Here is a 24120-nt window from a genome sequence, read left to right on the forward strand (position 1 = left end):
CAGCACGCATGTGCAGCGCGCGCGGTTCGCGCACGACCGCGGTCGTCCACCGGATTGCATCGCGCCGCGACGCAATCGCAGGAAGCGGTCGCGCGCGCACCGCTACGTCGACAGCATCGCTTCGACGATCCACCGCGCGTAGCGCGCGAACGCGGCGACCGTCACCCGCAGGTCGATGTCGCTGCGCGGTGTCGGCCCGCCGTCGCACGCCGAGCCGAATCCGAACGGATGCATCGCCTGCGGCATCGCGCCGGGATGGCGCTCGATCGCCGCACACGCGGCAGTCGCCTGGTCGGCGATCCCGACGGGAACGATCGCTGCGTTCATCACGCGAGACTCGCGCGACACCCGCGCAATGCGCAGCGATACAAGACCGCGCGCCGGCACGAACACGACGATCCGGCCATCGGCGCAAGCGTCCCGCGACACCGGATGCGCGTCACGTCATGCCGTATCCGCGCTGTGCGATGCCGACGCGGCCGCTCGATTTGCGCGGCGCAATAAAAATCCCCGTACGCTCTCGCGTACGGGGATCGTCGGACATCGCAACGGCCGCCGACCTGCAATCGGCGACCGTTACGCGGCATTACGCAGCCGCGTCCTTCAGCTTCTTCAGCGCACGTGCCTTCACGCGCACGCTGGCCGGCTTTGCCGGGAACCAGCGCTCTTCGCCCGTGAACGGATCCTTGCCGAAGCGCTTCTTCTTCGCCGGCACGACTTGCGCCGTGATCTTCAGCAGACCCGGCAGCGTGAACTCGCCTGCGCCCTTCTTGTGGACCGAGCCCAGCACGACGTTCTCGAGCGCGACGAGCACTGCCTTGACCGCCTTCACTTCGACAGCTGCACGCTCAGCGATGTGCGTTGCGAGCGATGCCTTCGTGAACTTGTCCTTCAGCGGCGTCGGAGCGGCCGGTGCTGCCTTCGCGACAGCCTTCTTGGCCACTACTTTCTTCGCGGGCGCAGCCTTTTTGGCAGCCACTTTCTTGGTGGCCGGTGCGGCAGCCTTCTTGGCCACCTTTTTTGCGGAAGTCGCCATGTTTCTCCTACCAGGTGTGGTCGTTGGATACACGAAGCGTGCAACGCGCGCGCTTCAACGCCGGATTCTACAAGCGCCGTGACGCTTCGTGCAGTACTTTTATGCGTTTTCGCGGGGTTTCCCGCAGGTTTTGTTGCGCGCGACCGACTTCGCCGACGCTCGAGCAACGAAAAACGCCTTCACGTATACGTCGAAACGCGTCCGAACGCGAATTACGTTCGATATTTGCGCACCTATACTGACCTCGCTCAGTGCCCCGGATGCCTTCATGCGCGAAGTCAGATACGTCAAAGGACTCGACGGCCTGCGAGCCCTCGCCGTCATCCTCGTTTTCCTGTCCCACAAGGGCCACGTCCTCGCTGTCGACGTGGGCAAGCTCGGTGTGTGGACGTTCTTCTTCATCAGCGGATTCCTGATCGTCGGCGAACTGCATCGCAACCGTCAGGCAATCGAGAGCGGCACGATGACGCGCCGCCATGCGCTGGCGCTGTTCCTCGCGAAGCGCGCGCTGCGGATCTTTCCCGTCTACTACCTGCTGCTCGCCGCGCTCGCGATCGCGCACGCGCTGTTCTACCAGCGCGGCGTCAATCTCGGGCTCGCGTGGCACGCCACGTTCCTGTCGAACTACTGGATCGGCGTCGTCAAGGACGGCTGGCCAGGCTCCACGTCGCACTTCTGGAGCCTCGCGGTCGAGCAGCAGTTCTATCTGATCGCGCCGCTCACGCTGCTCGCGGTGCCGGCCGCGCGCCACGTCGCGCTCGGCGTCGCGGCCGTCGCGCTGTGCGCGCTCGCGCATCTCGCGCTCTACGCGGTCGACGCATCGCCGGTGCTGATCTACGCGTTTTCCCCGTGGAATTTCGCGCTGATCGCGCTGGGCGGCGTCGGCGCAATGGCTCTCGCCGATCGCGGCGAGGACGTCGTCCGCCGCATTCCGCCCGGCTGGCTCGGCGCCGCCGGCGTCGCGCTTTTCCTCGCGCTGCCCGCGCTCACGACGCTGCCGGACGTCGTCACGGGGCTCACGGATCTCGGCCTGTCCGCGTCGCTCGGCGCGCTGATGCTGTGGATCGTCACCGAACCCGACCACCCGGCCGTGGCACTGCTCGACTGGGCGCCGCTCGTCTATCTCGGCACGATCAGCTACGGCTTCTACCTGTTCCACAACCTGATTCCGGCACGTCTCGGTGAGATGCCCACGCTGTTCGCGCGCGTGCCGATGCCCGCAATCGCCCGGGACGTGCTGCCGGAACTGCTGCAGTTCGCACTCGCCGTGCTGCTCGCGCATCTGTCGTGGCGCTATCTGGAAAAACGCCTGCTCGACTTCAAGAAGCCGATCGCCGCGATGCTGGCCCGGTACTTCGTCGCACGGCCGGGCACGTCGCCGCGCTGAGCGGCACACCGGAATCGTCGCGCACGCACCCGTTCGACGCAGCCCGGATTCAGCACCGCGGATCAGCCGCCGCCCCACGCCTGCGCGGCGAATGCACGCAAAAAAGCCCCGGCGCACAAGGCCGCCGGGGCCAACGGAACAACCACCACCTGAAACAGCGGAGCAGCGCGGCTGCTTATGCGACAGCAGCCAGCGCGGGCAGGCAGGTACGCAGGTACGCCTCGAATTCGCGGCTCACTTCCGGATGCTGGAGCGCGAGTTCGACGGTCGCCTTGAGGTAGCCGATCTTGCTGCCGCAATCGAAACGCGTGCCGTAGTAGCGATACGCGAGCACCTGTTCGTTCGCGAGCAGCGACTGGACGGCGTCGGTGAGCTGCAGCTCGCCGCCCGCGCCCGGCTTGAGCTTGCGCAGGTGATCGAAGATCGTCGGCATGAACACGTAGCGGCCGACCACGCCGAGGTTCGACGGCGCGTCTTCCGGCGCCGGCTTCTCGATGATGCCCGACAGCTTGATGATGTCCTCTTCCCACTCGCGGCCTTCGATGACGCCGTACGAGCGGCTGTCCTCGCGCGGGATCGTCTCGACCCCGATCACCGAGCTGTGATAGTGATCGAACACGTCGACGAGCTGCTTGAGCACCGGCTGTTCGCCATGCAGCAGGTCGTCGGCGAGAATCACCGCGAACGGCTCGCCGTGCACGAGCTTCTCCGCGCACAGCACCGCATGGCCGAGGCCGAGCGCTTCCGGCTGGCGCACGTAGAAGCAGTTCACGTGGCTCGGCTTGATGCCGCGCACGAGTTCGAGCAGCTTTTCCTTGCCGCGCGCCTCGAGTTCGGCCTCGATCTCGTACGACTTGTCGAAGTGATCCTCGATCGCGCGCTTGCTGCGACCGGTCACGAAGATCATCTCGGTGATACCGGCGTTGATCGCTTCCTCGACCGCGTACTGGATCAGCGGCTTGTCGACGACGGGCAGCATTTCCTTCGGGCTCGCCTTCGTTGCCGGGAGGAACCGCGTGCCGAGACCGGCGACGGGGAACACGGCCTTGGTGACTTTCAACATGTTCGCATCCTGATTGCGTTGACTGCGCCGCGTCGCTGGACGACCCGGCGCGATTGTTTTCCGAACGGCATATCGAGAACCGGCGGCACGGCCAATTCCACTCCGCTCATTTTCGATATGGACCGATTGCCCATGTTTTCCGGAAAAGAGATAAACTGCGCATCCGGTCGATATTGCCGAACCCGGCGCCGATACAGAAACAAATTACCGATTTTCCGGATACAAATTCTTACGATTCGAATTCCTCGATATACGGGACGCCGCCCCGCTCGAGACCCGGGCGAATCGGCTCGTTCTTCAGCGCCTCGCGGTACGCCGACAGCACGGCCATGACCAGCAGTACTGCCGCGCTCGCGATCCAATGCATGTCCATCTTGCCGCTCCTTGCATCAATCAACTGGAGCTTCAAACTATCAGAAAAAAATCGGCAAATAATTGTGGCGGCGGCGAAACCGCTTTCAGACCGGAATAACACCACCATCTGAAATACCACTATTTCCCGGCGCGATTTTTTTATTCATTCGAGCGAATTCTTGCGCATTACGATTGGACCATCCCCTTCATCCGTCGCAAGGAATCGAATCGCATGCAAGCTTTCAGCGGATCGTCTTTGACTGCGCCGCCCGTCGCCGACCACAAGGAACACGTGATCGACGCGATGCGCGGGTTCGCGGCGCTGCTCGTCGCCTATTTCCACTGCCGCCAGGTCGTCTGGGTCGGCATGCAGAGCTTCCATCACGCTTACGGTCATGCGCTGAGCCCGAGCGCAATCGCCGGCTACCTGACCTTCCCGTTCGCATGGGGCTCCGCCGGCGTGCCGATCTTCTTCGTGATCAGCGGCTACTGCATCCACCGCAATGCAGCGCTCAAGCTCGCGGCCAACCCCGCGTACCGGCTCGACGCGCCGAACTTCTGGGCGCGCCGCTTCGCGCGCATCTACCCGGTGCTGCTCGCCGCGCTGCTGTTCACGCTCGCGATGGACGCGGTCAGCCTGCAGATCGCGCCGGTCAGCCACAAGATCCGCGACGTCGGCATCACCGCGTTCCTCGTGAACCTGTTCTCGCTGCAAGGCATCGCCGGCTACACGTACGGGTCGAACGGCGCGCTGTGGACGCTGTCGCTCGAAGTGCAGTTCTACGCCATCTACCCGCTGCTGTTCGCACTGCGCCGGCGCATCGGCATGCCGGCCATCGTGGCGGCCGTCGCGCTCGTCAACGTCGCGTCGGCGTGGCTGCTCGAACGGCACGACCTGCAGTTCTTCACGTCGTACTGGCTGTCCTGGACCGTCGGCGCGTGGATCGCCGACGTGCGCGCGCAGCCGGTGCGCGGCACGGCCGCCGTGCCGTCGCGCGCGTGGTACCTCGCGGCGGCCGTGCTGCTGGCCGCGGGCTGCGGCGCGTTCCATTTCGGCCAGTACGGCGCGTTCCAGCTGTGGGCGGCCGGCTTCGCGTGCTTCCTGTACCGCGCGCTCGCCTGCCCGCCGCGCCCGACGCCGCTGCTGCGCGTGCTCGGCTGGTTCGGCGACTTCAGCTACTCGCTGTACCTGATCCATCTGCCGCTGTTCGTCTGCCTCGGCTCGGTGCTGTTCCACTCCGAACTGCAACTGTCGATCTGGCCGTCGATCGCGTTCATGGCCGCCGCGATTCCGGTCGCCTACGTGTTCTACCGGCTGTTCGAACGCCCGGCGATGGTGTGGGCGGCCAGCCTGAAGCCGACCCGCACCGCCCGCGTCGTCGCACCGGCCCCCGAACGGGCCGCCTGAACGGCGCCGTTCGCGCGCTCGCGGCCCCCGCCCGGCGTCAGGCTGGGCGAGGGCTTTTTTACGGGCAGGATGGCGCGGGGATGCATTTGCGCGTCGCGACGCGGCGGGCACGACGTACCGAAGTACGCAAGCCGCGGCGTCATGCGCCGCCTGGGCGGCTGCACGGCGGTCGCGTCGCCCGACCCCTCACGCGATCCGCGGCAGGACCGCACGGCGCCGCTCCTGGCGTCCCGCGCAGCGATTCCGAACCGGGCGGCGGCCGGATTCACGCCCGCTGCGACGCATCGCTCCGCCGCCCGAGTGCATCGTCGTTGCAGCCCGCATCCCGCGACCCGGGCCGGCCCCGCATTCCGCCGCTCACGCTCACGCAATCGCTCGGCTTTGCGCAGATTACGGATTCGTCACGTGCGGCGTGCCCGGTGCGCGACAGCGCTCGGCCGCGCCCAAAGCGCAAAGCCCCCATGCAGCGCAACGCCGCATGGGGGCCCGGTTCCGCCGGTTCACGACGACACGCTTCACATGCCGCAGCAAGCCGCCACCTACCGCTTCTTCGCCTTCGCGGCCTTCGCGGTATCCGCGAGGATCTTCTCGACCCGCGCTACATAGGTTTCGGTGCCGAACCGGCGCACCGCGGTCGCCCGCCCGCTCACGACGAGCCGCTCGCGCAGCGCGGCGTCGCGCTGCAGCCTGCCCAGCGCGTCGGCCAGCGCGGCCGCGTTGCCCGGCTCGCAGAGCAGCCCGTTTTCGCCGTCCTCGATGATCTCGACGACCCCGCCCGCGCGGGCCGCGACCACCGGCCGCCGCGCGAGCATGCCCTCGACGATCACGCGCCCGAACGGCTCCGGCGTGATCGACGTATGCGCGACCACGTCGACCGCCTTCATGCACGCGGCCACGTCGCGCTGGAAGCCGAGGAAATGGACACGGTCGTCCATCCCGTGACGCGCGACGATCTCGTGCAGCTGCGCCGCGTATTCGTCCTCGCCGAACAGCGGCGCGCCGACCAGTACCACGTGCATGCCGGGATGGCGAGCCGCGGCCTCCAGCAGCAGGTGCTGCCCCTTCCAGTGCGCGAGGCGGCTGAACGAGCCGACCAGCCATGCGTGCTCGGGCAGCCCGAAGCGCGCGCGCAGCGCGGCCTGGCTCGCATCGTCCAGCGCGTCGAACGGTTCGGCCGAAATGCCGTTGAACACGACGTCGACGTGCTGCGGCGTGAAGCCCGTCAGCGCACGAAATGCCTGCGCGGACGCGTCGGAGTTCGCGATCACGCGCGTGACGCCGAACCGCGCGCAGTACTTGATCGCCATCAGCTGCTTGCTGCCGAAATGGTCGCCGCTGACGATGTCGCGCAGGTGCCAGACCACCGGCTTGCGCGCGAGCCGCCCGGCCAGCGCGGCGACCACCATCGCGCGCTGCGTGTTCGCGTAGATCACCTCGGCGCGGCGCGCGCGCCGTGCGACGTCGCGCACGAGCGCGACCAGCTGCTTCAACGCGCCGGCCGACACGCCGCCCTGCTTGCGCACCCCGGCGAGCGCGCCCTGGTCGAGCACGTCGACGCGCGCGCCGATCTCGTCGAGCGCCGCGCGGAACGGGCCGTCGTCGAACAGCAGCACATCGGCGTTCGCGCGCATGTGCTTCATGATCTCCAGCAGCGACAGCTCCGCACCGCCGAGCACGCCGCTCTGATCCAGCACGAGCGTCGCCGGGCCGCGCGCGGCCGGCATCGGCGCGACGGCCGTGCCGCGCTGCGCGGTCGAGCCGGGCAGCGCCGTCTCCACGTAATCGAGAAAGCGCCGCCGAAAGGTGTCGGCCGAAAAGCGCTCCGCATTCGCGCGGCACGCGTGCGCCGTGAAGCGCTGCGGTGCGCGCTCGAAATCGTCGACCGCCGCGACGATCGCATGCGGCGTCTGTTCGTCGAAGAACAGCCCGGTCGGCTGCGCGTGCGAGCGCGGCTCGAGCACGGTCTCGAGCGCGCCGCCCTTGCCGTACGCGATCACGGGCGTGCCGCACGCCTGCGCCTCGACCACCGAAATCCCGAAATCCTCCTCGGCCGCGAACACGAACGCCTTCGCGCGGCGCATCCGGTCGTGCAGCACCGCGAACGGCTGGTAGCCCATGATCTCGACGTTGGGGCCCGCCTTCGCGCGGATCTTCTGCATCTCCGGGCCGTCGCCGATCACGACGAGCTTGCGCTCCGGCGTGCGCGAGAACGCTTCGACGATCAGGTCGATCTTCTTGTACGGCACCATCCGCGACGCGGTCAGGTAGAAATCGTCCTTCACCTCGTTCAGCGAGAAGCCGTCCACGTCGACCGGCGGGAAGATCACCGCCGCGTCGCGGTGATACACCTTGCGGATGCGGCGCGCGATGAACGCGGAGTTCGCGACGAAGCCGTCCACCGCGTTCGCGGTGCGCGTGTCCCAGTTGCGGATGTAATGCAGGATCATCCGCGCGAGCAGCGACTTCGGCCCGTGCGTCAGGTTCGACTGTTCCAGATACTGGTGCTGCAGGTCCCACGCGTAGCGGATCGGCGAATGCACGTAGCTGATGTGCATCTGGTCCGGCCCGGTCAGCACGCCCTTCGCGACCGCGTGGCTGCTGGAGATCACGAGGTCGTAGTCCGACACGTCGAGCTGCTCGATCGCGAGCGGCATCAGCGGCAGGTAGCTGCGGTACTTGGTGCGTGCGAACGGCAGCTTCTGGATGAACGAGGTCGTCACCGGCTTGCCGCGCACGAACGCGCGGTCGTCGAGAAAATCGACGAGGCTGAACAGGTCCGCGTCGGGAAAGCACGCGACGATCTGTTCGAGCACGCGCTCGGCGCCGGCGTACGTGACGAGCCAGTCGTGGACGATCGCCACGCGCAGCGGGCGCGACGCATCGCGTGCGCTCGCCTGCCCGGCCGGTTTGCCCCGGCGCAGCGTAGCGGCGTCGCCGGCTTCGGCCGCGGCGGCATCGGCCGTGGCGACGTTCAGGATGGCGTGTTCCGCCAGATCGCGATTCATACGGTTTTCCTCGCATTGAGACGGACGAACAAGTCACGCACCAGCGCGCGCAAGGCCGGCGTCATCGTGAACGACCACGCCAGGTTCAGCGCCAGCACGACCGCGCAGAGGCCGATCGACTCGCCGAGCCCCGACCACGCTTGCGCGAGAAACAGGCTCGCGAGCAGGAAGGCGAGATGCGCGAGCATGTCGAGCACGATCGCGCGCATCCGGATCGCCGACAGGTAAAGCAGCACGCCGTAGTCGACCAGCGCGCGGGTCGCGACGACCACTGCCGCGCCGATCAGCCCGAAGTGATGGATGCCGAACCACAGGCCGCCGACGAAGAACGGCATCTCGATGAGCCCGGCGAACGCGGCGCGCGCCGGGTTGACCTGCGACTGGATCAGGATCCGCGTGACGCTCGCCTGGCCGACGAGCCACACGCTGATCACCAGCACGCGCCCGACCGGCGCGGAATGCGCGGCGAGATCGGCGCCGACCCACAGCGTGAGGAACGGCGCGAGCGCGAAGATCGCGACGATGCCGACCGGCGTGAACACGCCGTTCAGGAATTCGAGCGACTGGCGCGCGAGCGTGTCCGCGTGATCGCGGCCGACCGCCGACAGGCGCGGGAACAGCGTGCGCACCAGCGCGTTCGGCAGCATGTTCAGCCGCGTGACGAGGTTCTGCGGAACCGTGTAGTAGGTGACGAACTTCGCGCCCATGCCGGCGCCGAGCATCACGCGATCGAGCGTGTCGGCGATCATGCTCGCCATGCTCGCGATCAGCATCCAGCCGCCGAAGTTGAACAGCCCTTTCGCGGTGCCCCACTGCGGCAGGTCGATGCGCCGGATCCCGAGCACCTTGATGCTCGCGTGACCGAGCATCACCGCCGCGATCAGCCGCGCGACGACCGCGGCGGCGAGCACCGTCTGCAGGTTCGGCGCGATCCACCACGCGGCGCCGAGCGGCAGCAGCTGGAACAGGAACGTGCCGATCGTCTGGTTCGTGTTGAACACGCCGAACCGTTCGGCGCCGTTGATCGCGCCGGCGAACACCCACGACACGTTCGCGAGCGGAATCGCGAGCGCGAGCCACGGCAGCGCGAGATACACCTCGTGCTGCATCGCCGCCGACACCTTCGTGAAGTACTCGGTGTAGATGAACGCGCCGAAATAGATCAGCAGCCCGCCGACGATGCCGGTGCCGAGATTCAGCCAGAACGCGCTCCAGAACACGCGCGCGCTTTCGTCGGCGTCGCCACTCGCGAGCGCCTTGGAGATGTGGTTCTGCGCGGCCATGCTCATCCCGAGATCGAGGATCCCGAAATAACCGATCAGCGTCCACACGAGGCTGACGACGCCGTAGCGCTCGACGCCCAGCGCGTGGATATACGCGGGCACCGTCACCAGCGACACGAAGGTCGGCAGGATCAGCCCGATGAAGTTGATCGAAACGTTCTTGAGTATGCCTTTGTCCATGCTTCTGCCTTGTGTGACGGCGACTGCGACGACGGTGCGCCGCCCGTCACGGTTTCCAGCGATACATCAGCACCTTGCCGCGCGCGTCTTCCTCGACGAACACCAGGTATTCGCCGTTCTCGCGCCGGAACGCGCTGATGCCGAACGGCACGTCGACCCAGCCCGACGCCTTGCCGACCTCGGCGCCCGGGCTCATCACGCCGACCTCCTTGCCGGTTTCCTTGTCGTACACGTGGATCTTCCCGACCGGCTCCACCGTGAAGATGTAGCGGCCCTCGACCGTGATCCCGATCAGGTCGAGGATCGGCTTCGCGTCGAGCTGCCACGGCAGCGCGACCGTATAGCGCACCACCGGCGAGCCGCTCGACCACTTGTCGAAGCGCACCAGCACGCGGCCGACTTCCTTGTTGATGCCGGGCTGCGGCGGCGCGTCGGCCGTGTAGCCCGTCACGTACAGCGTGTCCGTCTGCGGCTCGTAGATCGCGCGGCGCAGCTGCGTGAACGGCTGCGGCATCGGATAGGTCGTGACCTTGTCGTACGAATAGATCGGGTTGCCGGCCTTGTCGACGCCGCCGTAGCCGAAGCGATGAATCCCGCGCACGTCGCTCGTGCGCCAGATGTCGCCCTTCGTGTCGACCCACCAGCCCCAGCCGCCCGCCTTCGCCTTGCCGGTCGTGTTGGTCGTGAACTCGTCCTCGTCGAGCCGGCCGTTGCCGTTCGCGTCGCGCCAGATCCAGTCGCCGCCCGGCGGCTTGTTCGGCACCTTGTCGACCGGCCGCGCACGGCCCGCGATCAGGCCCGACGGAATCGCGACCTCGCCGTCGCGCTTCGCGTCGAAGCGGTAGATCTTCAGGTGATCGGCGTACATGTCGGTCAGGTACAGGAACGTGCGGCCGTCGACGCGCCGCGCGAACGGCATGCCGGGGTACTGGTCCATGTGGAACACGGGATCGTCCGGATACTTGAAGCGGTTCGACAGGAAGCCGGCGTATTTCCAGTCCTGGCCGGGCGGCTTCGACAGGTCAAGCTCGAAGCGCTTGTTGCCCGTGTACACGCTGTTCGGCCGTGCGGGATCGAGCCACGCGCCGTCGACGAACAGCAGCCCCTGCACCTGCCAGCGCAGCTTGCCGTCCGGCGTGTAGCTCTCGAGCACCGCGCCGAGCCCCGCACCGATCGTGTCGTGGCGCGGCCCGATGCCGTTCATCGACACGTACACGTTGCCCGCGCGATCGACGCCCACGCTCGTCAGCCCGTTGAAGCGTTGCGGCCCGGGGCGGCCCGGCACCGGGCCCGCGAAGATCCCGCCGCGCTCGCCGAGCGTGCCGGACGGCGCATAGCCGTTGCCGCCTTTCGAGAAAATCAGCACCTGCTGGCGCGGGCCGTTGTCCGCGACCAGCACGCGCCCTTTCGCGTCGACCGCCACGTCCACCGCATCGGTCCCCTCGGGCAGCGCGGGCGCGTCGTCGAGCTTGCGGCCGTCCGCGCGCACGTGCACGAGGTGCGCGGGCCCGTTGAGCGTATCGGTGAGCAGCCACAGCGTGCCGTCGCCGGCGAGCGCGATGCGGCCCGGCTCGTGCGCACTCCACGTGCCCTTCTTCTGCATCGTTTCGGCGTCGTACACGTCGACTTCGTCATGCGAAGGATTCGTCGCGAACAACGTCTTGTCGTCGGCCGCGAGGCCGCCCACTTCCGCCTTCAGCTCACCGACTTCCGACCGCGCGGGCGCCGCCACCTCGTTCATCACCATGAAGCTCGCGGCCATCCGCGCCCGGCCGGCATCGGCGCGCCCGCCGGGCGCGACCTGCGGCGCCGCGCGGAACGGCGCGGGCTGCTTCATGTCGCCGATCGTGCGCCGCGAAATGCCGTACCACTGCTTGCCCTTGTCCGGCCAGATGCCCGGCGACTGCAGATGGCCGCGCTCGTTGCCGACGCCGATCGCGACGTACGCATACTTGCCGTTCACCGCGACCGCGTTGCCGCCGAGATTGCCCCAGCCATGCGTGCCGCCGGCGAAGCCGAGCATCTTCCCGTCCTGGTAGACGCTCGCCTCGGCGCCGCTCTCGTCCCACGGCGCGTTCGTATACACCTTGCCGTCGGGCGTCACCGCGATCGCGCGAATGTCGATCTGCGTCCAGCTGCCGTCGCCGTAGCCGAACGTGTTGCCGATCCACGACGTGGTCGCGGGCAACACGGTTTCAGCCGGTGCGGCGCTCGCGGACAGCGCCGCGCATACCGTCATGCCAACCAGAATCAGACGTCGCAATGCGCTCTCCAGACTCGATGCAAAAGCGACCGGCGCCCGCGGCGTGCTGCGTGCCTGGATGACCTGTCGCTAAATGGGTTTCAAACGTCGCGATGCAGGTTACAAGCAAAAATAATCACAAGAAATTTGGAAATATTTGGGGATGTTTCCGCCTGAAATATTGAACCGGAATCGTCCGGAATAACCCCGGCGAAGCGGAAATAACGACCGCCTTTCACGCGACGATCCGTAGAAAATTCCGCTCCGGCCCGCCCGACGGCCTCCCTGGCCTGCAAATCTTTCATCTCGTGATTGAAACGACCGGCATTTGAATGTTTTCAGCCGAATAAATGACATGCGTTTTTTTGCCGATTTCTTTTCCCTAGAATCGATTTCGAATCAATATTCCCTTTAAACGCATGCATTACGTTCACGCATCGAATGCGCGGCGCGCGTCGGCATCGGCCGCGCGTCGCGAAGGAGCGGCGCGATGACGGGCATCTCGCGCACCGCCGACCTCGCCCCGCCGCAACACGGCCGCATCGTGCAGCTCGACGGGCTGCGCGCGATCGCCGTCGGCGCCGTGTTCCTGCAACACGCGCTGAAGGCGCCGCTGTGGATGGGCGTCGACCTGTTCTTCGTGCTGAGCGGCCTGCTGATCACCGGCATCCTGCTCGAGCGCAAGGCGCGCGGACAGTCGTACTTCAGCCACTTCTACGCGCGCCGAGTGCGCCGGATCCTGCCGCCGTACGTGTTGCTGCTGGTCGTGTCGACGCTGCTGTTCGGCGCGAGCTGGCTGCCGCACTGGCCGTGGTTCGCGTTCTTCTCGACCAACATCGGGCTGTCGCTCGGCAGCATCGGCCACGACAGCCTGAACGTGCTGTGGTCGCTCGCCGTCGAGGAGCAGTTCTACATCTTCTGGCCGTTCGTCGTGCTGTGGTGTTCGGAGCGCGCGCTGCTGTGGATCGCCGCCGCGCTGATCGTCGCGGCGCCCGTGCTGCGCGCGATCGCGACGCCGTGGTTCGATTCGTTCTGGCCGATCTACTACCTGACGCCGTTCCGGATGGACCTGCTCGCCGCTGGCGCGCTGCTCGCGATCGTGCTGCGCCGCGACCGGCGCGCGCTGGAGCCGTTCTATCCGCTCGCGATCGTCGGCGCGCTCGTGTCGCTCGCGATCCTCGGCTGGCTGCACCTGTCGTTCCCGCGTTTCCGCGCCGCGAACACGCCGCTGTCGAACGCCGCGCTCTACAGCATCTCGCTGCTGCTGTGCACGTCGATCGTCGTGATCGCACTGCGCGGACGCGGCGTCGTGCAGCGCGTGCTGACGAACCCGCTGCTCGTGTACGTCGGCACCGTCAGCTACACCGTCTACCTGATTCACCTGAGCGTGCTGTACGCGCTGTGGCCGCTGCAGCTGAACCGCTTCGTCACGGCCGCGCTCGCGCTGGCCATCACGCTCGTATACGCCACCGTGAGCTGGTACGGCTTCGAGCGGCGCCTGACCCGCGGCCCCGCGCGCAGCACGGTACCCGCCGCCGCGCGCACGACCGCCTGACTTTCTCAATCCATCGTTTCGACCAGGACATTGCCATGAGCCAAACTCGCAAGAAGGCCATCATCACGGGGATCACCGGGCAGGACGGCGCCTACCTGACCAAGCTGCTGCTCGACAAGGGCTACGAAGTCACGGGCACCTACCGCCGCACCAGCTCGGTCAACTTCTGGCGCATCGCCGAGCTCGGCGTCGACACGCACCCGAACCTGTCGCTCGTCGAGCACGACCTGACGGATGCAGGCTCCAGCCTGCGGCTGCTCGAACGCACGCAGCCCGACGAGCTGTACAACCTGGCCGCGCAGAGCTTCGTCGGCGTGTCGTTCGACCAGCCGGCGACGACCGCCGAGGTCACGGGCGTCGGCCCGCTGAACCTGCTCGAGGCGATCCGCGTGGTGAGCCCGAAGACGCGCTTCTACCAGGCGTCGACGTCCGAGATGTTCGGCAAGGTGCAGGCGATCCCGCAGACGGAAACCACCGCGTTCTACCCGCGCAGCCCGTACGGCGTCGCGAAGCTGTACGCGCACTGGATGACCGTGAACTACCGCGAGTCCTACGGCCTGTTCGGCTGCAGCGGCATCCTGTTCAACCACGAATCGCCGCTGCGCGGCCGCGAGTTCGTCACGCGCAAGATCACCGACACCGTCGCGAAGATCAAGCTCGGCAAGGCGACCCGGCTCGAGCTCGGCAACCTCGACGCGAAGCGCGACTGGGGCTTCGCGCTCGAATACGTCGAAGGGATGTGGCGGATGCTGCAGGCCGACGAGCCCGACACCTACGTGCTCGCGACCAACCGCACCGAGACCGTGCGCGACTTCGTGCAGATGGCGTTCGCGGCCGCCGGCTATCAGATCGAATGGACCGGCAAGGGCGAGCAGGAACGCGGCCTCGACGCGTCGAACGGCGACGTGCTCGTCGAAGTGAATCCGAAGTTCTACCGCCCTGCCGAGGTCGACCTGCTGATCGGCTCCGCCGACAAGGCGAAAGCCAAGCTGGGCTGGGCGCCGGAGACGACGCTCGAACAGCTCTGCCAGATGATGGTCGAAGCGGACCTGACGCGGAACCGGCACCATGACACGTACTGAAGCCAGGCGCCCGTCGCGCCGGGCGTTCGTCACGGGCCTGGCGGGCTTCACCGGCCGCTACATGGCGCAGCGGCTCGCTGCGGCCGGCTACGACGTGTGGGGCACCGTGGCGCCCGGCGCGGCGCGGCTCGACGATCCGGCGCTCGCCCACTGCACGCTGCTGCCGGTCGACCTGCTCGATGCGGACGCGACCCGTGCGGCGCTCGCCGATGCGCGGCCCGATGCGGTCGTGCACCTCGCCGCGCGCGCGCACGTCGCGCAGGACGAGCCGTCGCAGACCTACGCGGTCAACATCGTCGGCACGCGCAACCTGCTGGCCGCGCTCGCGGGCCTCGACCGCCGCCCGTCGGCGGTGCTGCTCGCCAGCAGCGCGAACATCTACGGCAATTCGACGGCCGGCGTGCTCGACGAAAGCGTCGCGCCCGCGCCCGCGAACGACTACGCGGTCAGCAAGCTCGCGATGGAATACGCGGCGAAGCTGTGGGCCGACCGCCTGCCGATCGTGATCGCGCGGCCGTTCAATTACACGGGCGTCGGCCAGGACGACGCGTATCTGCTGCCGAAGCTGGTATCGCACTATGCGCGCAACGCGCCGCGCATCTCGCTCGGCAATCTCGACGTGAGCCGCGATTTCTCCGACGTGCGCGACGTGACGGCCGCCTATCTGAAGCTGCTCGAAGCCGCGCCGGCCGGCGAGACGTTCAACATCTGCTCGGAGCGCGCGTATTCGCTGAAGGAGGTGCTGGCGATGCTGTCGCGAATCGCCGGTTACGTGATCGACGTGACGATCGATCCGCGCTTCGTTCGGCATAACGAAGTAAAGAGCCTGAGCGGGTCGCGCGACAAGCTGCGGCGCGCGGTGGGCGAGCTGCCCGTGACGCCGCTCGACGAAACCTTGCGCTGGATGATGGACGCGATGCGCGACGCGCGGGCCGGCTGATTCCGGCAACGCAACACGCGTTCGTCGCCGACTGAAAAGAAAACGGGCCGCCCTGTCTGAGCGGCCCGTCGTCATGCCGGCCCTGAAACCGGCGTCGCCGCGCTCAGCCCTCGAGGCCGCGCGCGAGATCGTTGCGCAGGTCGCCCGCGTTTTCCAGGCCGACCGCGAGGCGGATCAGCCCTTCGGTGATCCCCGCGGCCGCACGCGCTTCCGGCGTGATGCGCGCGTGCGTCGTCGTCGCCGGATGCGTGATCGTCGTGCGCGTGTCGCCGAGGTTGCCGGTGATCGAGACCAGCTTCGTGCTGTCGATCACGCGCCACGCGTTCGCGCGCTGCTGCTCCGGCGTGTCGCCCTTCAGCTCGAACGATACGATCGCGCCGCCCGCCTTCTGCTGGCGCTTCGCCAGCTCATGCTGCGGATGCGATTCGAGCCCCGGATAGAACACGCGCTTGACCGCAGGATGCGAATCGAGCCAGCGCGCGATTTCCAGCGCGTTCGCCGACTGCTTCTCGACGCGCAGCGACAGCGTCTCCATCCCCTTCAGCAGCACCCACGCGTTGAACGCCGACAGCGTCGGGCCCGCGCTGCGCACGAACGGGAACACCTTGCCCATGATGAACTCCTTCGAGCCGACCAGCGCGCCGCCGAGCACGCGGCCCTGGCCGTCGAGGAACTTCGTCGCCGAGTGCATCACGACGTCCGCGCCGAGCTTCAGCGGCTGCTGCAGCACCGGGCTGCAGAAACAGTTGTCGACGACGAACAGCGCGTTCGCGGCCTTCGCGATCTTGCCGATCGCCTCGATGTCGGCAAGTTCGGTCAGCGGGTTCGACGGCGTTTCGAGGAAGAACATCTTCGTCTCGGGCCGCACCGCTTCCTGCCAGGCGTTCAGGTCGGTCGGATCGACGAAGGTCGTCGTGATGCCGAACTTGCTGAAGATCTGCGAGAACATCCCGAGCGTCGAGCCGAACAGGCTGCGCGAGCTGACGAGGTGATCGCCCGCCTGCAGCGCGGACATCACGACCGACATGATCGCGGCCATGCCCGACGCCGTCGCGATACAGGCCTCGCCGCCTTCGAGCGCGGCGAGACGATCCTGGAACATGGTGACGGTCGGGTTCGTGAAGCGCGAATAGGTGAAATAGTCTTCCGAATTCGCGAAGCGCTCGGCTGCCTCGGCCGCGCTCGTGAAGCAGAAGCTCGACGTGAGGAACAGCGCTTCCGAGTGCTCGTTGAAGTCGCTGCGCAGCGTGCCCGCGCGCACGGCGAGCGTGTCGAAGTTGAGGGAGTCGTCCATGTTCCGTTATCCGTATTCGAGGGTCGCGCCGACGGTCGTGCGTCCGGCGCGCGCCCAGCCACAAAAATCAGGCCAAAACAAAAAGCCCGCTATGCGTCGGCATCAGCGGGCTTCGGTGCGGTACGACAGCGATCGACTCGGGCCGGCTGCCGCCGGCCTTCGCTTTAGCTGTTTTGGGAAGTCGCCCCGCGTCCGCAAGCTGAATCAAATCGACGCAAGGCCACATCCTATCACGCTTCATCCGAAGCGTGCGCCGGTATCACTCGACCGACAGCTGCAGGTTCATCTGCGAACGCGCGGTGTCGCCTGCCGTGTCGCGATCGGCCTGCGACGCCGGTGCGAGACGGGCGCGCTCGATCGCGTCGAGGTACTCGGGCGTAACGGCGCCGGTGATGTAGTTGCCGTCGAAGCACGACGCCTCGAAGCCCTCGAGCTTCGGGTTGATGTCGCGCACCGCGCGGCGCAGGTCGTCGACGTCCTGATAGATCAGGTGGTCGGCACCGATGATCTTCGCGACTTCCTCGTCGGTGCGGCCGTGCGCAACCAGCTCGCCGCGCGTCGGCATGTCGATGCCGTACACGTTCGGGAACTTCACGGGCGGCGCCGCCGACGCGAAGATCACCGACTTCGCGCCCGCATCGCGCGCCATCTGCACGATTTCGTGCGAGGTCGTGCCGCGCACGATCGAGTCGTCGACGATCAGCACGTGCTTGTCCTTGAACTCGATGCTCATCGCATTGAGCTTCTGGCGCACCGACTTCTTGCGCACGGCCTGGCCCGGCATGATGAAGGTACGGCCGACGTAGCGGTTCTTGAAGAAGCCTTCGCGATACTCGACGCCGAGCTTCGCGGCGACCTGCATCGCAGCCGGACGCGACGAATCGGGAATCGGCATCACGACGTCGATCGGCACGTTCGGCAGCTCGCGCTTGATCTTCTCGGCGAGGTAGTCGCCCATGCGCAGGCGCACGTTGTAGACGGGCACGCCGTCGAGGCACGAATCCGGACGTGCAAGATACACGTATTCGAACATGCACGGATTCAGCGTCGGGTTCTCCGCGCACTGCTGGCTGTGGAAGTTGCCGGCCTTGTCGATGAAGATCGCTTCGCCCGGCTGCACGTCGCGCACGAATTCGAAGCCGATGCCTTCGACCGCCACCGACTCCGACGCGACCATCCATTCGGTGCCGTGTTCGGTCTCGAGCTTGCCGATGCAGAGCGGGCGGATGCCGAACGGATCGCGGAACGCGACCAGGCCGTATCCGGCGATCAGCGACACGATCGCGTACGAGCCCTGCAGGCGGCGATGCACGCCCTCGACCGCCTTGAACAACGCGGCCGGATCGAGTTCGAGGCCCGTCGTCGACAGCTGCAGCTCGTGCGCGAACACGTTGAGCAGCACTTCGCTGTCGGAATTGGTGTTGATGTGCCGGCGGTCGATCCGGAACATCTCGTCCTTCAGCTGTTCCCAGTTCGTCAGGTTGCCGTTGTGCGCAAGGATGATCCCGAACGGCGCGTTCACGTAGAACGGCTGCGCCTCGGCTTCGCTCGACGCCGAACCGGCCGTCGGATAGCGGACCTGGCCGATGCCGAAGGTGCCGGGCAGGCTGCGCATGTTGCGCGTGCGGAACACGTCGCGCACCATGCCGTTCGCCTTGTACATGTGGAAATTGCTGCCGTCCGCCGTCGCGATGCCCGCTGCGTCCTGACCGCGATGCTGCAGCAGCAGCAGGCTGTCATAGATCAGCTGATTGACGGGGGCTTGGGAGATAACACCTACGATGCCGCACATGGCATGTCCTTCAAGATGACAAAATCGGTTCCGTCCTGCCCGGCCGCGTCGTCACACGCGTACATACTGGGCCATGCCGTCGGGCAGGAGCTGCTTCAGCTCGTGCACGCCCTGTTCGGCGAAAGGACGCAATAGCGCATTGCGCCAGAAATCCTGTTTGGGCAATTCGGTCAGCCCGGCCGCCGCGACCAGCAGCACCACCAGCACGCAGCCGCGGACGAGCCCGAACATCATGCCCAGCGAGCGATCGACCCCGCCGAGGCCCGTCGCCTGCGCGATCCGCGACAACAGTGCGTTCGCGACACCCGCGACGAACACGACGCCGATCACGATCAGCGCGAACGCGATCACCCACTGCGTCAGCGCGCCGCCCGGCCAGTTCGCCGGGATATACGGCACGACCAGTCCGACATAGCGGGCGGCGATCGCGATCGCCGCGATCCAGCCGATCAGCCCGAAAATCTCGGAGACGAAACCGCGCCACGCGCCACGCAGCGCAGACAACGCGATCACCGCCAATACAGCGTAGTCGAAAGCCGTCAGCATCGCACGTTACTGCGTGAGTCCGGCTTCGCGCACCTTCGCGATCGCGGCGGACGCCGCCGCGCGATCCGCAAACGGTCCGGCACGCAGCTGGCTAGCCGTGCTGCCGTCCGCCTGCTTGCGATGCTCGACATATGCGGGCACGCCCGCCGATTTCAACTTGGTGGCCCACGAACGGGCCGTTGCGTCGTCCTTGAACGAGCCGAGCTGCACCGCGAAGCGCGCACCGGCCGGCGAGGCCGGCGACGACGCATCGCCGCTGTCGGCCGCGGCGTCGGCGTTCGCGACCGCCGCGGGCGCCGGCTTCGGCAAGGCCGGCTTCGGCGCAGGTGCGGGTGCGGCCGCGGCTGGCTTGGCAGCGGGCTTCGGCGGCGTCACGCTCGCCGTGGTCGTCGAGGGTTCGGGCTTCGCGGCCGGCTTGGCCGTGTCCTTCTCGGCGGGGGCCGGAACGGCCGCCACCGCGGCGTCGGGGGCCGGCGGCTCGTCGTGCGCGACGCCCGCCTGCACGTCGGACGCATCGTCGTCACGCGGCGCGACCGCCTGATGCGCGGGCCGGTTCGGAATGTCGATCGCGATGTCGTCCGTCACCGGCTTCGGGTGCGAATCGAGCACCATCGGCAGCACGATCACCGCGGCGACGACGAGCGCGATCGCGCCGACGAGGCGCCGGCGGGCGCGTTGCTTTTCAGGAAGGGTCGGATCGAGGAGCAGCGCGTCCGATTCCGGACGCTCGGTGCGACGCGTGCGCCGCTCGACGCGTTCAGTGCGCTCCGTGCGCACGTTCCGGGAGGCCCCGGTACGACCGCCGCGCCGCGGGGGCGCGTCGTCGTCTTTCTTGCCGAACGAGAAAATTCCCATGAATGGCTGAGTCCGAAACTGCCCTTCAGTCAGTGTTGCTGCGATTTCCGGTAGGCCATCACACCCGCCACCGTATGGAAACTGCCGAAAACCACGATTCTATCATTCTCGGATGCTCTTTTTAGTGCATCGCGAAACGCTTCGGCGGGCGACGCGTACCGCGTCACGCTCGAATCGGCCCCGTCCTCCACGCCGGCCTTCCGCAGCGCGGCTTCGAGCTGCTCCGCGCTCGCCGCGCGCGGCAGCGGCAGGTCGGTCACGCACCAGTGGTCGATCTCGCCCTTCAGGTGCCGCAGCACGCCGTCGATGTCCTTGTCGTGCATCGCACCGAACACCGCGTACGTGTATGGGAAGAAGCCCATGTTGCCCAGATTCTGCTCGAGCACGGCCGCCGCATGCGGGTTGTGCGCGACGTCCAGCACGATCGCCGGCTTGCCGGGCAGCACCTGGAAGCGCCCCGGCAACTCGACGTTCGCGAGCCCGAGCCGGATGTCCTGCGCGGACACCGGCAGCACCGGGCGCAGCGCCTCGAGCGCGGCCAGCGCGGCCGATGCATTGATCAGCTGGTTCGCACCGCGCAGCGCCGGGTAAGCGAGCGCCGGATAGCGCTTCTCGCGGCCGAGGTAGCTCCATTGCTGGCGCTCCGCGCCCGGCTGCGCTTCGTAGCGAAAATCGCGGCCGACCAGCCACAGGTCGGCGCCGATCGCTTCGGCATGCTCGACCAGCGTGTTCGGCACCGCGGGATCGCCGCAGATCGCCGGCTTGCCCGCGCGGAAGATCCCCGCCTTCTCGAACGCGATCTTCTCGCGCGTGTCGCCGAGGTATTCGGTATGGTCGATGTCGATACTCGTGACGATCGCGCAATCGGTATCGATGATGTTGACCGCATCGAGCCGGCCGCCGAGGCCGACTTCGAGGATCACCGCATCGAGCCCGCGCGACGCGAACAGGTGCAGGATCGCGAGCGTCGTGAATTCGAAGTACGTGAGCGACACCGGCTCCGGCAGCGACGTGCGCGCCGCTTCGACGGCTTCGAAGTGCGGCAGCAGCTCGGCGTCGCTGACCTGCTGGCCGTTCACGCGCGCTCGCTCGCCGAATTCGAGCAGGTGCGGCGACGTGTGGCAGCCGACCTTGTAGCCCGCGTGAACGAGGATCGCCTCGAGGAACGCGCAGGTCGAACCCTTGCCGTTCGTGCCGCCGACCGTGATCACGGGGCACGTGAATTCGAGCTGCAGCGCCGCCTTGACCTGCCCGATGCGGGTGAGGCCCATGTCGATGCCGACCGGGTGCGCGCGTTCGAGATGCGAAAGCCACGCGTCGAGAGTGGGAAAAGTGCTCATCGGATCAAATCTGAATCGGTACCGCCACTACGCCAAAAAACGAAACGCGCCGCCCGGCGGTTCAGCCGGGCGACGCGCGCAGTTCACAACGCCGCGCCAATCAGGCCAGCGCGTCGGCCGGCTGTCGCTGCAGCAGCGCGAGCAGTTGCGCGATCTCGTCGCGCATCTTGCGGCGGTCGACGATCATGTCGATCGCGCCCGTCTTCAGCAGGAATTCCGCGCGCTGGAAGCCTTCCGGCAGCTTTTCGCGAACCGTCTGCTCGATCACGCGCGGGCCGGCGAAGCCGATCAGCGCCTTCGGCTCGGCGATCACGACGTCGCCGAGGAACGCGAAGCTCGCCGACACGCCGCCCATCGTCGGGTCGGTCAGCACCGAAATGAACGGCAGCTTGGCTTCGGCCAGCTTGGTCAGCATCGCGGTGGTCTTGGCCATCTGCATCAGCGACAGCAGGCTTTCCTGCATCCGGGCGCCGCCCGAAGCGGTAAAGCAGATGAACGGCACCTGCTGCTCCAGCGCGTTCTGCGCGCCGCGCGCGAAGCGCTCGCCGACGACCGAGCCCATCGAGCCGCCCATGAACGAGAACTCGAAGCAGGCCGCGACGACGGGCAGCGTGTGGATCGCACCGCCCATCACGACCATCGCGTCGGTCTCGCCCGTCTCGTCCATCGCTTCCTTCAGACGATCGGGGTACTTGCGGCTGTCCTTGAACTTCAGCGAGTCGACCGGCACGATTTCCTGGCCGATTTCATAGCGGCCTTCCGGATCCAGCAGCCCGTCGAGGCGCTCGCGCGCGCCGATGCGCATGTGGTGATCGCACTTCGGGCACACGTGCAGGTTCGCGTCCACGTCGTTGCGGTACAGCACGGCCTCGCAGGACGGGCACTTGACCCACAGGCCTTCCGGAATGCCCTTGCGGCTTTTCGGGTCGGTCTGCTTGATCTTCGGCGGCAACAGTTTGTCGAGCCAGCTCATCGTATGGTTTCCTGTTCCGTGGCGGGGCGGGCCGACCGGCCCGTTCCCGCTTCCTGTGTTGTGTTTATCGCGCCGTGTTGCCGGCGCCGTCCAGGGCGGCGCGCAGCTCGGCGATGAAAGTCTTCAGCGCGGCGGCGGCGCCCTCCGGCGCGGCGCTCTCGAGCAGCTGCACCAGGCGGCTGCCGATCACGACGGCGTCCGACACTTCGGCCACCGCGCGCGCCGTTTCGGCGTCGCGGATGCCGAAGCCGACACCCACCGGAACCGGCACGCGCGACTTGATGGCCGGGATTTTACCCGCAATGCTCGAAACATCCAGATTTCCGGCGCCGGTCACGCCCTTGAGCGACACGTAGTACACGTAGCCGCTCGCGATCTTGCCCACGTCTGCGATGCGTTCGTCGGTCGACGTCGGCGCGAGCAGGAAGATCGGATCGATCTGCGCGGCACGCATTTTCTCGGCGAACACGCCCGCTTCCTCGGGCGGATAGTCGACGACGAGCACGCCGTCGACGCCGGCCGCCTGCGCTTCGGCCGCGAACGCGTCGACGCCCATCCGCTCGATCGGGTTCGCATAGCCCATCAGCACGACGGGGGTTTTCTGGTCGGTCTCGCGGAAGCGCTTCACGTCGGCGAGCACGCTCTTCAGCGTGACGCCGCGCGCGAGCGCGCGTTCCGACGAGCGCTGGATCACGGGGCCGTCGGCCATCGGGTCCGAGAACGGCACGCCGAGCTCGATCACGTCGGCGCCGCCTTCGGCGAGCGCGTGCATGAATTCGACGGTCTTCGCGGGATCGGGGTCGCCGGCCGTGATGAACGGGATCAGGCCCTTGCGGCCTTGTTCGGCGAGTGCGGCGAAGGTCTGCTGGATACGGGAGGACATGGCAATTTTCCTTGATGCGATCGGCGACTCGGCGGCGCGACTCACGCGCACGCCGGCGCGACGAGCGCGCTCACGCGCTCATGCGCGATCGCGCAATAACTTTCGTTGATCTCGTAGCCGACGAAGTCGCGCCCCTGCCGTGCGCAGGCCACCGCGGTCGTGCCGCTGCCCATGAACGGATCGAGCACGCGGCCGCCCGGCGGGCAGCTTGCGAGCACCATCCGCTCGATGATTTCCAGCGGCTTCTGGGTCGGATGATCGACGCGCTCCGCATGCTGCCGATGCAGGCGCGAGACCGACCAGACGTCCTTCGGGTTGTAGCCCATCTCCAGCCACTTGCTGCCTTCGAACAACTTGCGCGAGCGGGCCTTCTTCGTGTCGGCGTCGTACGGGATGCGGACCGGATCGAGATCGAAGTAATACGCTTTGGAAACCGCGAAAAAGCCGATGTTGTCGTGCACCGACGTGAAACGGCGCGTCGTGCCGCCCATGCTCGGCACGCGCCGGTCCCAGATGATCTCGTTGACCATCGTGAGCTTCGTCTTCAGGAAGCTGAAGATTTCCGGCGCGTACTGCCACGTGCAGAAGATGTACATCGACCCGCTCGGCTTGAGCTTCGGAATCGCGAGCTCGAGCCACTCGCGCGTCCACGCGAGGAAATCGTCGCCCGAACGCTTGTCCGAGTCGTTGCCGTAGTCCTTGCCGAGCCCGTACGGCGGATCGGCGACGATCAGGTCGATCGACGCATCCGGCAGGCGCGCGGCTTCGGTCATGAAATCGCGGTTGTGCAGCTCGATCCCGGACGGCCGTGCGCGCGGCACGGCGACGGCAGGCTGCACCGCCTCCGCTTCGCTCGCGGCGCCGCCGCCCGGTTGTTCGATCAGGTCACGCATCGGTCGGGG

At 67.2% G+C, this 24120-nt stretch carries 21 protein-coding genes; 5 read left to right on the forward strand and 16 right to left on the reverse strand.

What is annotated here, in order from left to right; genetic code table 11:
- Positions 1 to 102 precede the first annotated feature (102 nt).
- On the reverse strand, positions 103 to 327 hold the full coding sequence (locus DIE02_RS07570; protein ID WP_185702606.1) for a hypothetical protein: 225 nt from the start codon (positions 325 to 327) through the stop codon (positions 103 to 105).
- Between the two features lie 259 nt (positions 328 to 586).
- Positions 587 to 1036 (reverse strand): HU family DNA-binding protein, encoded by a 450-nt coding sequence (locus DIE02_RS07575; protein ID WP_011548077.1) that lies wholly within the window; start codon positions 1034 to 1036, stop codon positions 587 to 589.
- 268 nt (positions 1037 to 1304) lie between these two features.
- On the opposite strand from DIE02_RS07575, the gene DIE02_RS07585 reads away from it, so the two are divergent.
- Positions 1305 to 2423, forward strand: coding sequence for an acyltransferase (locus tag DIE02_RS07585; RefSeq protein WP_124486374.1), 1119 nt, complete (start codon positions 1305 to 1307; stop codon positions 2421 to 2423).
- Between the two features lie 175 nt (positions 2424 to 2598).
- Here DIE02_RS07585 and galU read toward each other — a convergent pair whose 3' ends face one another.
- Positions 2599 to 3486 carry a UTP--glucose-1-phosphate uridylyltransferase GalU gene (galU, locus tag DIE02_RS07590; protein ID WP_124486375.1) on the reverse strand — a complete coding sequence of 296 codons (888 nt, stop codon included), beginning with the start codon at positions 3484 to 3486 and terminating at the stop codon, positions 2599 to 2601.
- Positions 3487 to 3715: 229 nt separating this feature from the next.
- Complete coding sequence (locus tag DIE02_RS35785; protein ID WP_124486377.1) at positions 3716 to 3967, reverse strand: hypothetical protein; 252 nt, start codon at positions 3965 to 3967, stop codon at positions 3716 to 3718.
- 105 nt (positions 3968 to 4072) lie between these two features.
- On the opposite strand from DIE02_RS35785, the gene DIE02_RS07605 reads away from it, so the two are divergent.
- Positions 4073 to 5248, forward strand: a complete 1176-nt coding sequence (locus DIE02_RS07605) for an acyltransferase (protein ID WP_124486378.1) — start codon at positions 4073 to 4075, stop codon at positions 5246 to 5248.
- Between the two features lie 539 nt (positions 5249 to 5787).
- Here DIE02_RS07605 and DIE02_RS07610 read toward each other — a convergent pair.
- From DIE02_RS07610 to DIE02_RS07625, 4 genes are all read right to left on the reverse strand, one after another.
- Positions 5788 to 8253, reverse strand: a complete 2466-nt coding sequence (locus DIE02_RS07610) for a glycosyltransferase family 4 protein (protein WP_124486379.1) — start codon at positions 8251 to 8253, stop codon at positions 5788 to 5790.
- Positions 8250 to 9716 carry a flippase gene (locus tag DIE02_RS07615; RefSeq protein WP_124486380.1) on the reverse strand — a complete coding sequence of 489 codons (1467 nt, stop codon included), beginning with the start codon at positions 9714 to 9716 and terminating at the stop codon, positions 8250 to 8252. Before DIE02_RS07615 ends, DIE02_RS07610 begins: the two co-directional genes overlap by 4 nt.
- A 46-nt stretch (positions 9717 to 9762) precedes the next feature.
- Complete coding sequence (locus DIE02_RS07620; RefSeq protein ID WP_185702609.1) at positions 9763 to 11955, reverse strand: hypothetical protein; 2193 nt, start codon at positions 11953 to 11955, stop codon at positions 9763 to 9765.
- A gap of 104 nt (positions 11956 to 12059) precedes the next feature.
- A complete protein-coding gene (locus DIE02_RS07625) occupies positions 12060 to 12263 on the reverse strand; it encodes a hypothetical protein (protein ID WP_124486382.1) in 204 nt (67 codons plus the stop codon).
- 185 nt (positions 12264 to 12448) lie between these two features.
- On the opposite strand from DIE02_RS07625, the gene DIE02_RS07630 reads away from it, so the two are divergent.
- The 3 genes from DIE02_RS07630 to DIE02_RS07640 are packed head-to-tail and all read left to right on the forward strand — an operon-like array spanning position 12449 to position 15535.
- Positions 12449 to 13513, forward strand: a complete 1065-nt coding sequence (locus DIE02_RS07630) for an acyltransferase (RefSeq protein ID WP_124486383.1) — start codon at positions 12449 to 12451, stop codon at positions 13511 to 13513.
- A gap of 35 nt (positions 13514 to 13548) precedes the next feature.
- A complete protein-coding gene (gmd, locus tag DIE02_RS07635; protein ID WP_044843827.1) occupies positions 13549 to 14595 on the forward strand; it encodes a GDP-mannose 4,6-dehydratase in 1047 nt (348 codons plus the stop codon).
- Entirely contained in the window at positions 14582 to 15535 is a 954-nt protein-coding gene (locus tag DIE02_RS07640) for an NAD-dependent epimerase/dehydratase family protein (RefSeq protein WP_124486384.1), read from the forward strand. Before gmd ends, DIE02_RS07640 begins: the two co-directional genes overlap by 14 nt.
- A gap of 103 nt (positions 15536 to 15638) precedes the next feature.
- On the opposite strand, the gene DIE02_RS07645 is transcribed toward DIE02_RS07640, so the two are convergent.
- The 8 genes from DIE02_RS07645 to DIE02_RS07685 all read right to left on the reverse strand — a co-directional run bounded on the left by DIE02_RS07645 (position 15639) and on the right by DIE02_RS07685 (position 24111).
- Positions 15639 to 16829, reverse strand: coding sequence for an O-succinylhomoserine sulfhydrylase (locus DIE02_RS07645; protein ID WP_124486385.1), 1191 nt, complete (start codon positions 16827 to 16829; stop codon positions 15639 to 15641).
- A 259-nt stretch (positions 16830 to 17088) separates the two neighbouring features.
- Positions 17089 to 18621 (reverse strand): amidophosphoribosyltransferase, encoded by a 1533-nt coding sequence (gene purF, locus DIE02_RS07655; RefSeq protein WP_044843824.1) that lies wholly within the window; start codon positions 18619 to 18621, stop codon positions 17089 to 17091.
- Positions 18622 to 18672: 51 nt separating this feature from the next.
- Entirely contained in the window at positions 18673 to 19167 is a 495-nt protein-coding gene (locus DIE02_RS07660; protein WP_044843823.1) for a CvpA family protein, read from the reverse strand.
- 6 nt (positions 19168 to 19173) lie between these two features.
- The gene (locus DIE02_RS07665; protein ID WP_124486386.1) at positions 19174 to 20022 is read right to left on the reverse strand and encodes an SPOR domain-containing protein; all 849 of its coding nucleotides are present in this window, start codon (positions 20020 to 20022) and stop codon (positions 19174 to 19176) included.
- Positions 20023 to 20051: 29 nt separating this feature from the next.
- Positions 20052 to 21362: a bifunctional tetrahydrofolate synthase/dihydrofolate synthase gene (gene folC / locus DIE02_RS07670; protein ID WP_124486387.1), complete on the reverse strand. Its 1311-nt coding sequence runs from the start codon at positions 21360 to 21362 to the stop codon at positions 20052 to 20054.
- A 100-nt stretch (positions 21363 to 21462) separates the two neighbouring features.
- Positions 21463 to 22335 carry an acetyl-CoA carboxylase, carboxyltransferase subunit beta gene (gene accD, locus DIE02_RS07675; protein WP_044843820.1) on the reverse strand — a complete coding sequence of 291 codons (873 nt, stop codon included), beginning with the start codon at positions 22333 to 22335 and terminating at the stop codon, positions 21463 to 21465.
- A 64-nt stretch (positions 22336 to 22399) separates the two neighbouring features.
- A complete protein-coding gene (trpA, locus tag DIE02_RS07680) occupies positions 22400 to 23218 on the reverse strand; it encodes a tryptophan synthase subunit alpha (RefSeq protein WP_044843819.1) in 819 nt (272 codons plus the stop codon).
- 41 nt (positions 23219 to 23259) lie between these two features.
- Positions 23260 to 24111 carry a site-specific DNA-methyltransferase gene (locus DIE02_RS07685; RefSeq protein WP_124486388.1) on the reverse strand — a complete coding sequence of 284 codons (852 nt, stop codon included), beginning with the start codon at positions 24109 to 24111 and terminating at the stop codon, positions 23260 to 23262.
- Positions 24112 to 24120 lie beyond the last annotated feature (9 nt).

The organism is Burkholderia sp. Bp8991, from assembly GCF_003853795.1.
GTDB lineage: Bacteria > Pseudomonadota > Gammaproteobacteria > Burkholderiales > Burkholderiaceae > Burkholderia.

Excerpts from the sequence above, each read along its gene's own strand:
- DIE02_RS07660 (WP_044843823.1), bottom strand. The coding sequence starts at position 19,167 with ATGCTGACGGCTTTCGACTACGCTGTATTGGCGGTGATCGCGTTGTCT.
- purF (WP_044843824.1), bottom strand. The coding sequence starts at position 18,621 with ATGTGCGGCATCGTAGGTGTTATCTCCCAAGCCCCCGTCAATCAGCTG.
- DIE02_RS07685 (WP_124486388.1), bottom strand. The coding sequence starts at position 24,111 with ATGCGTGACCTGATCGAACAACCGGGCGGCGGCGCCGCGAGCGAAGCG.
- DIE02_RS07630 (WP_124486383.1), top strand. The coding sequence starts at position 12,449 with ATGACGGGCATCTCGCGCACCGCCGACCTCGCCCCGCCGCAACACGGC.
- folC (WP_124486387.1), bottom strand. The coding sequence starts at position 21,362 with ATGAGCACTTTTCCCACTCTCGACGCGTGGCTTTCGCATCTCGAACGC.
- DIE02_RS07665 (WP_124486386.1), bottom strand. The coding sequence starts at position 20,022 with ATGGGAATTTTCTCGTTCGGCAAGAAAGACGACGACGCGCCCCCGCGG.
- accD (WP_044843820.1), bottom strand. The coding sequence starts at position 22,335 with ATGAGCTGGCTCGACAAACTGTTGCCGCCGAAGATCAAGCAGACCGAC.
- galU (WP_124486375.1), bottom strand. The coding sequence starts at position 3,486 with ATGTTGAAAGTCACCAAGGCCGTGTTCCCCGTCGCCGGTCTCGGCACG.
- DIE02_RS07575 (WP_011548077.1), bottom strand. The coding sequence starts at position 1,036 with ATGGCGACTTCCGCAAAAAAGGTGGCCAAGAAGGCTGCCGCACCGGCC.
- DIE02_RS07610 (WP_124486379.1), bottom strand. The coding sequence starts at position 8,253 with ATGAATCGCGATCTGGCGGAACACGCCATCCTGAACGTCGCCACGGCC.
- DIE02_RS07625 (WP_124486382.1), bottom strand. The coding sequence starts at position 12,263 with ATGAAAGATTTGCAGGCCAGGGAGGCCGTCGGGCGGGCCGGAGCGGAA.
- trpA (WP_044843819.1), bottom strand. The coding sequence starts at position 23,218 with ATGTCCTCCCGTATCCAGCAGACCTTCGCCGCACTCGCCGAACAAGGC.
- DIE02_RS07570 (WP_185702606.1), bottom strand. The coding sequence starts at position 327 with ATGAACGCAGCGATCGTTCCCGTCGGGATCGCCGACCAGGCGACTGCC.
- DIE02_RS35785 (WP_124486377.1), bottom strand. The coding sequence starts at position 3,967 with ATGGTGGTGTTATTCCGGTCTGAAAGCGGTTTCGCCGCCGCCACAATT.
- DIE02_RS07585 (WP_124486374.1), top strand. The coding sequence starts at position 1,305 with ATGCGCGAAGTCAGATACGTCAAAGGACTCGACGGCCTGCGAGCCCTC.
- gmd (WP_044843827.1), top strand. The coding sequence starts at position 13,549 with ATGAGCCAAACTCGCAAGAAGGCCATCATCACGGGGATCACCGGGCAG.
- DIE02_RS07605 (WP_124486378.1), top strand. The coding sequence starts at position 4,073 with ATGCAAGCTTTCAGCGGATCGTCTTTGACTGCGCCGCCCGTCGCCGAC.
- DIE02_RS07640 (WP_124486384.1), top strand. The coding sequence starts at position 14,582 with ATGACACGTACTGAAGCCAGGCGCCCGTCGCGCCGGGCGTTCGTCACG.
- DIE02_RS07645 (WP_124486385.1), bottom strand. The coding sequence starts at position 16,829 with ATGGACGACTCCCTCAACTTCGACACGCTCGCCGTGCGCGCGGGCACG.
- DIE02_RS07620 (WP_185702609.1), bottom strand. The coding sequence starts at position 11,955 with ATGACGGTATGCGCGGCGCTGTCCGCGAGCGCCGCACCGGCTGAAACC.
- DIE02_RS07615 (WP_124486380.1), bottom strand. The coding sequence starts at position 9,716 with ATGGACAAAGGCATACTCAAGAACGTTTCGATCAACTTCATCGGGCTG.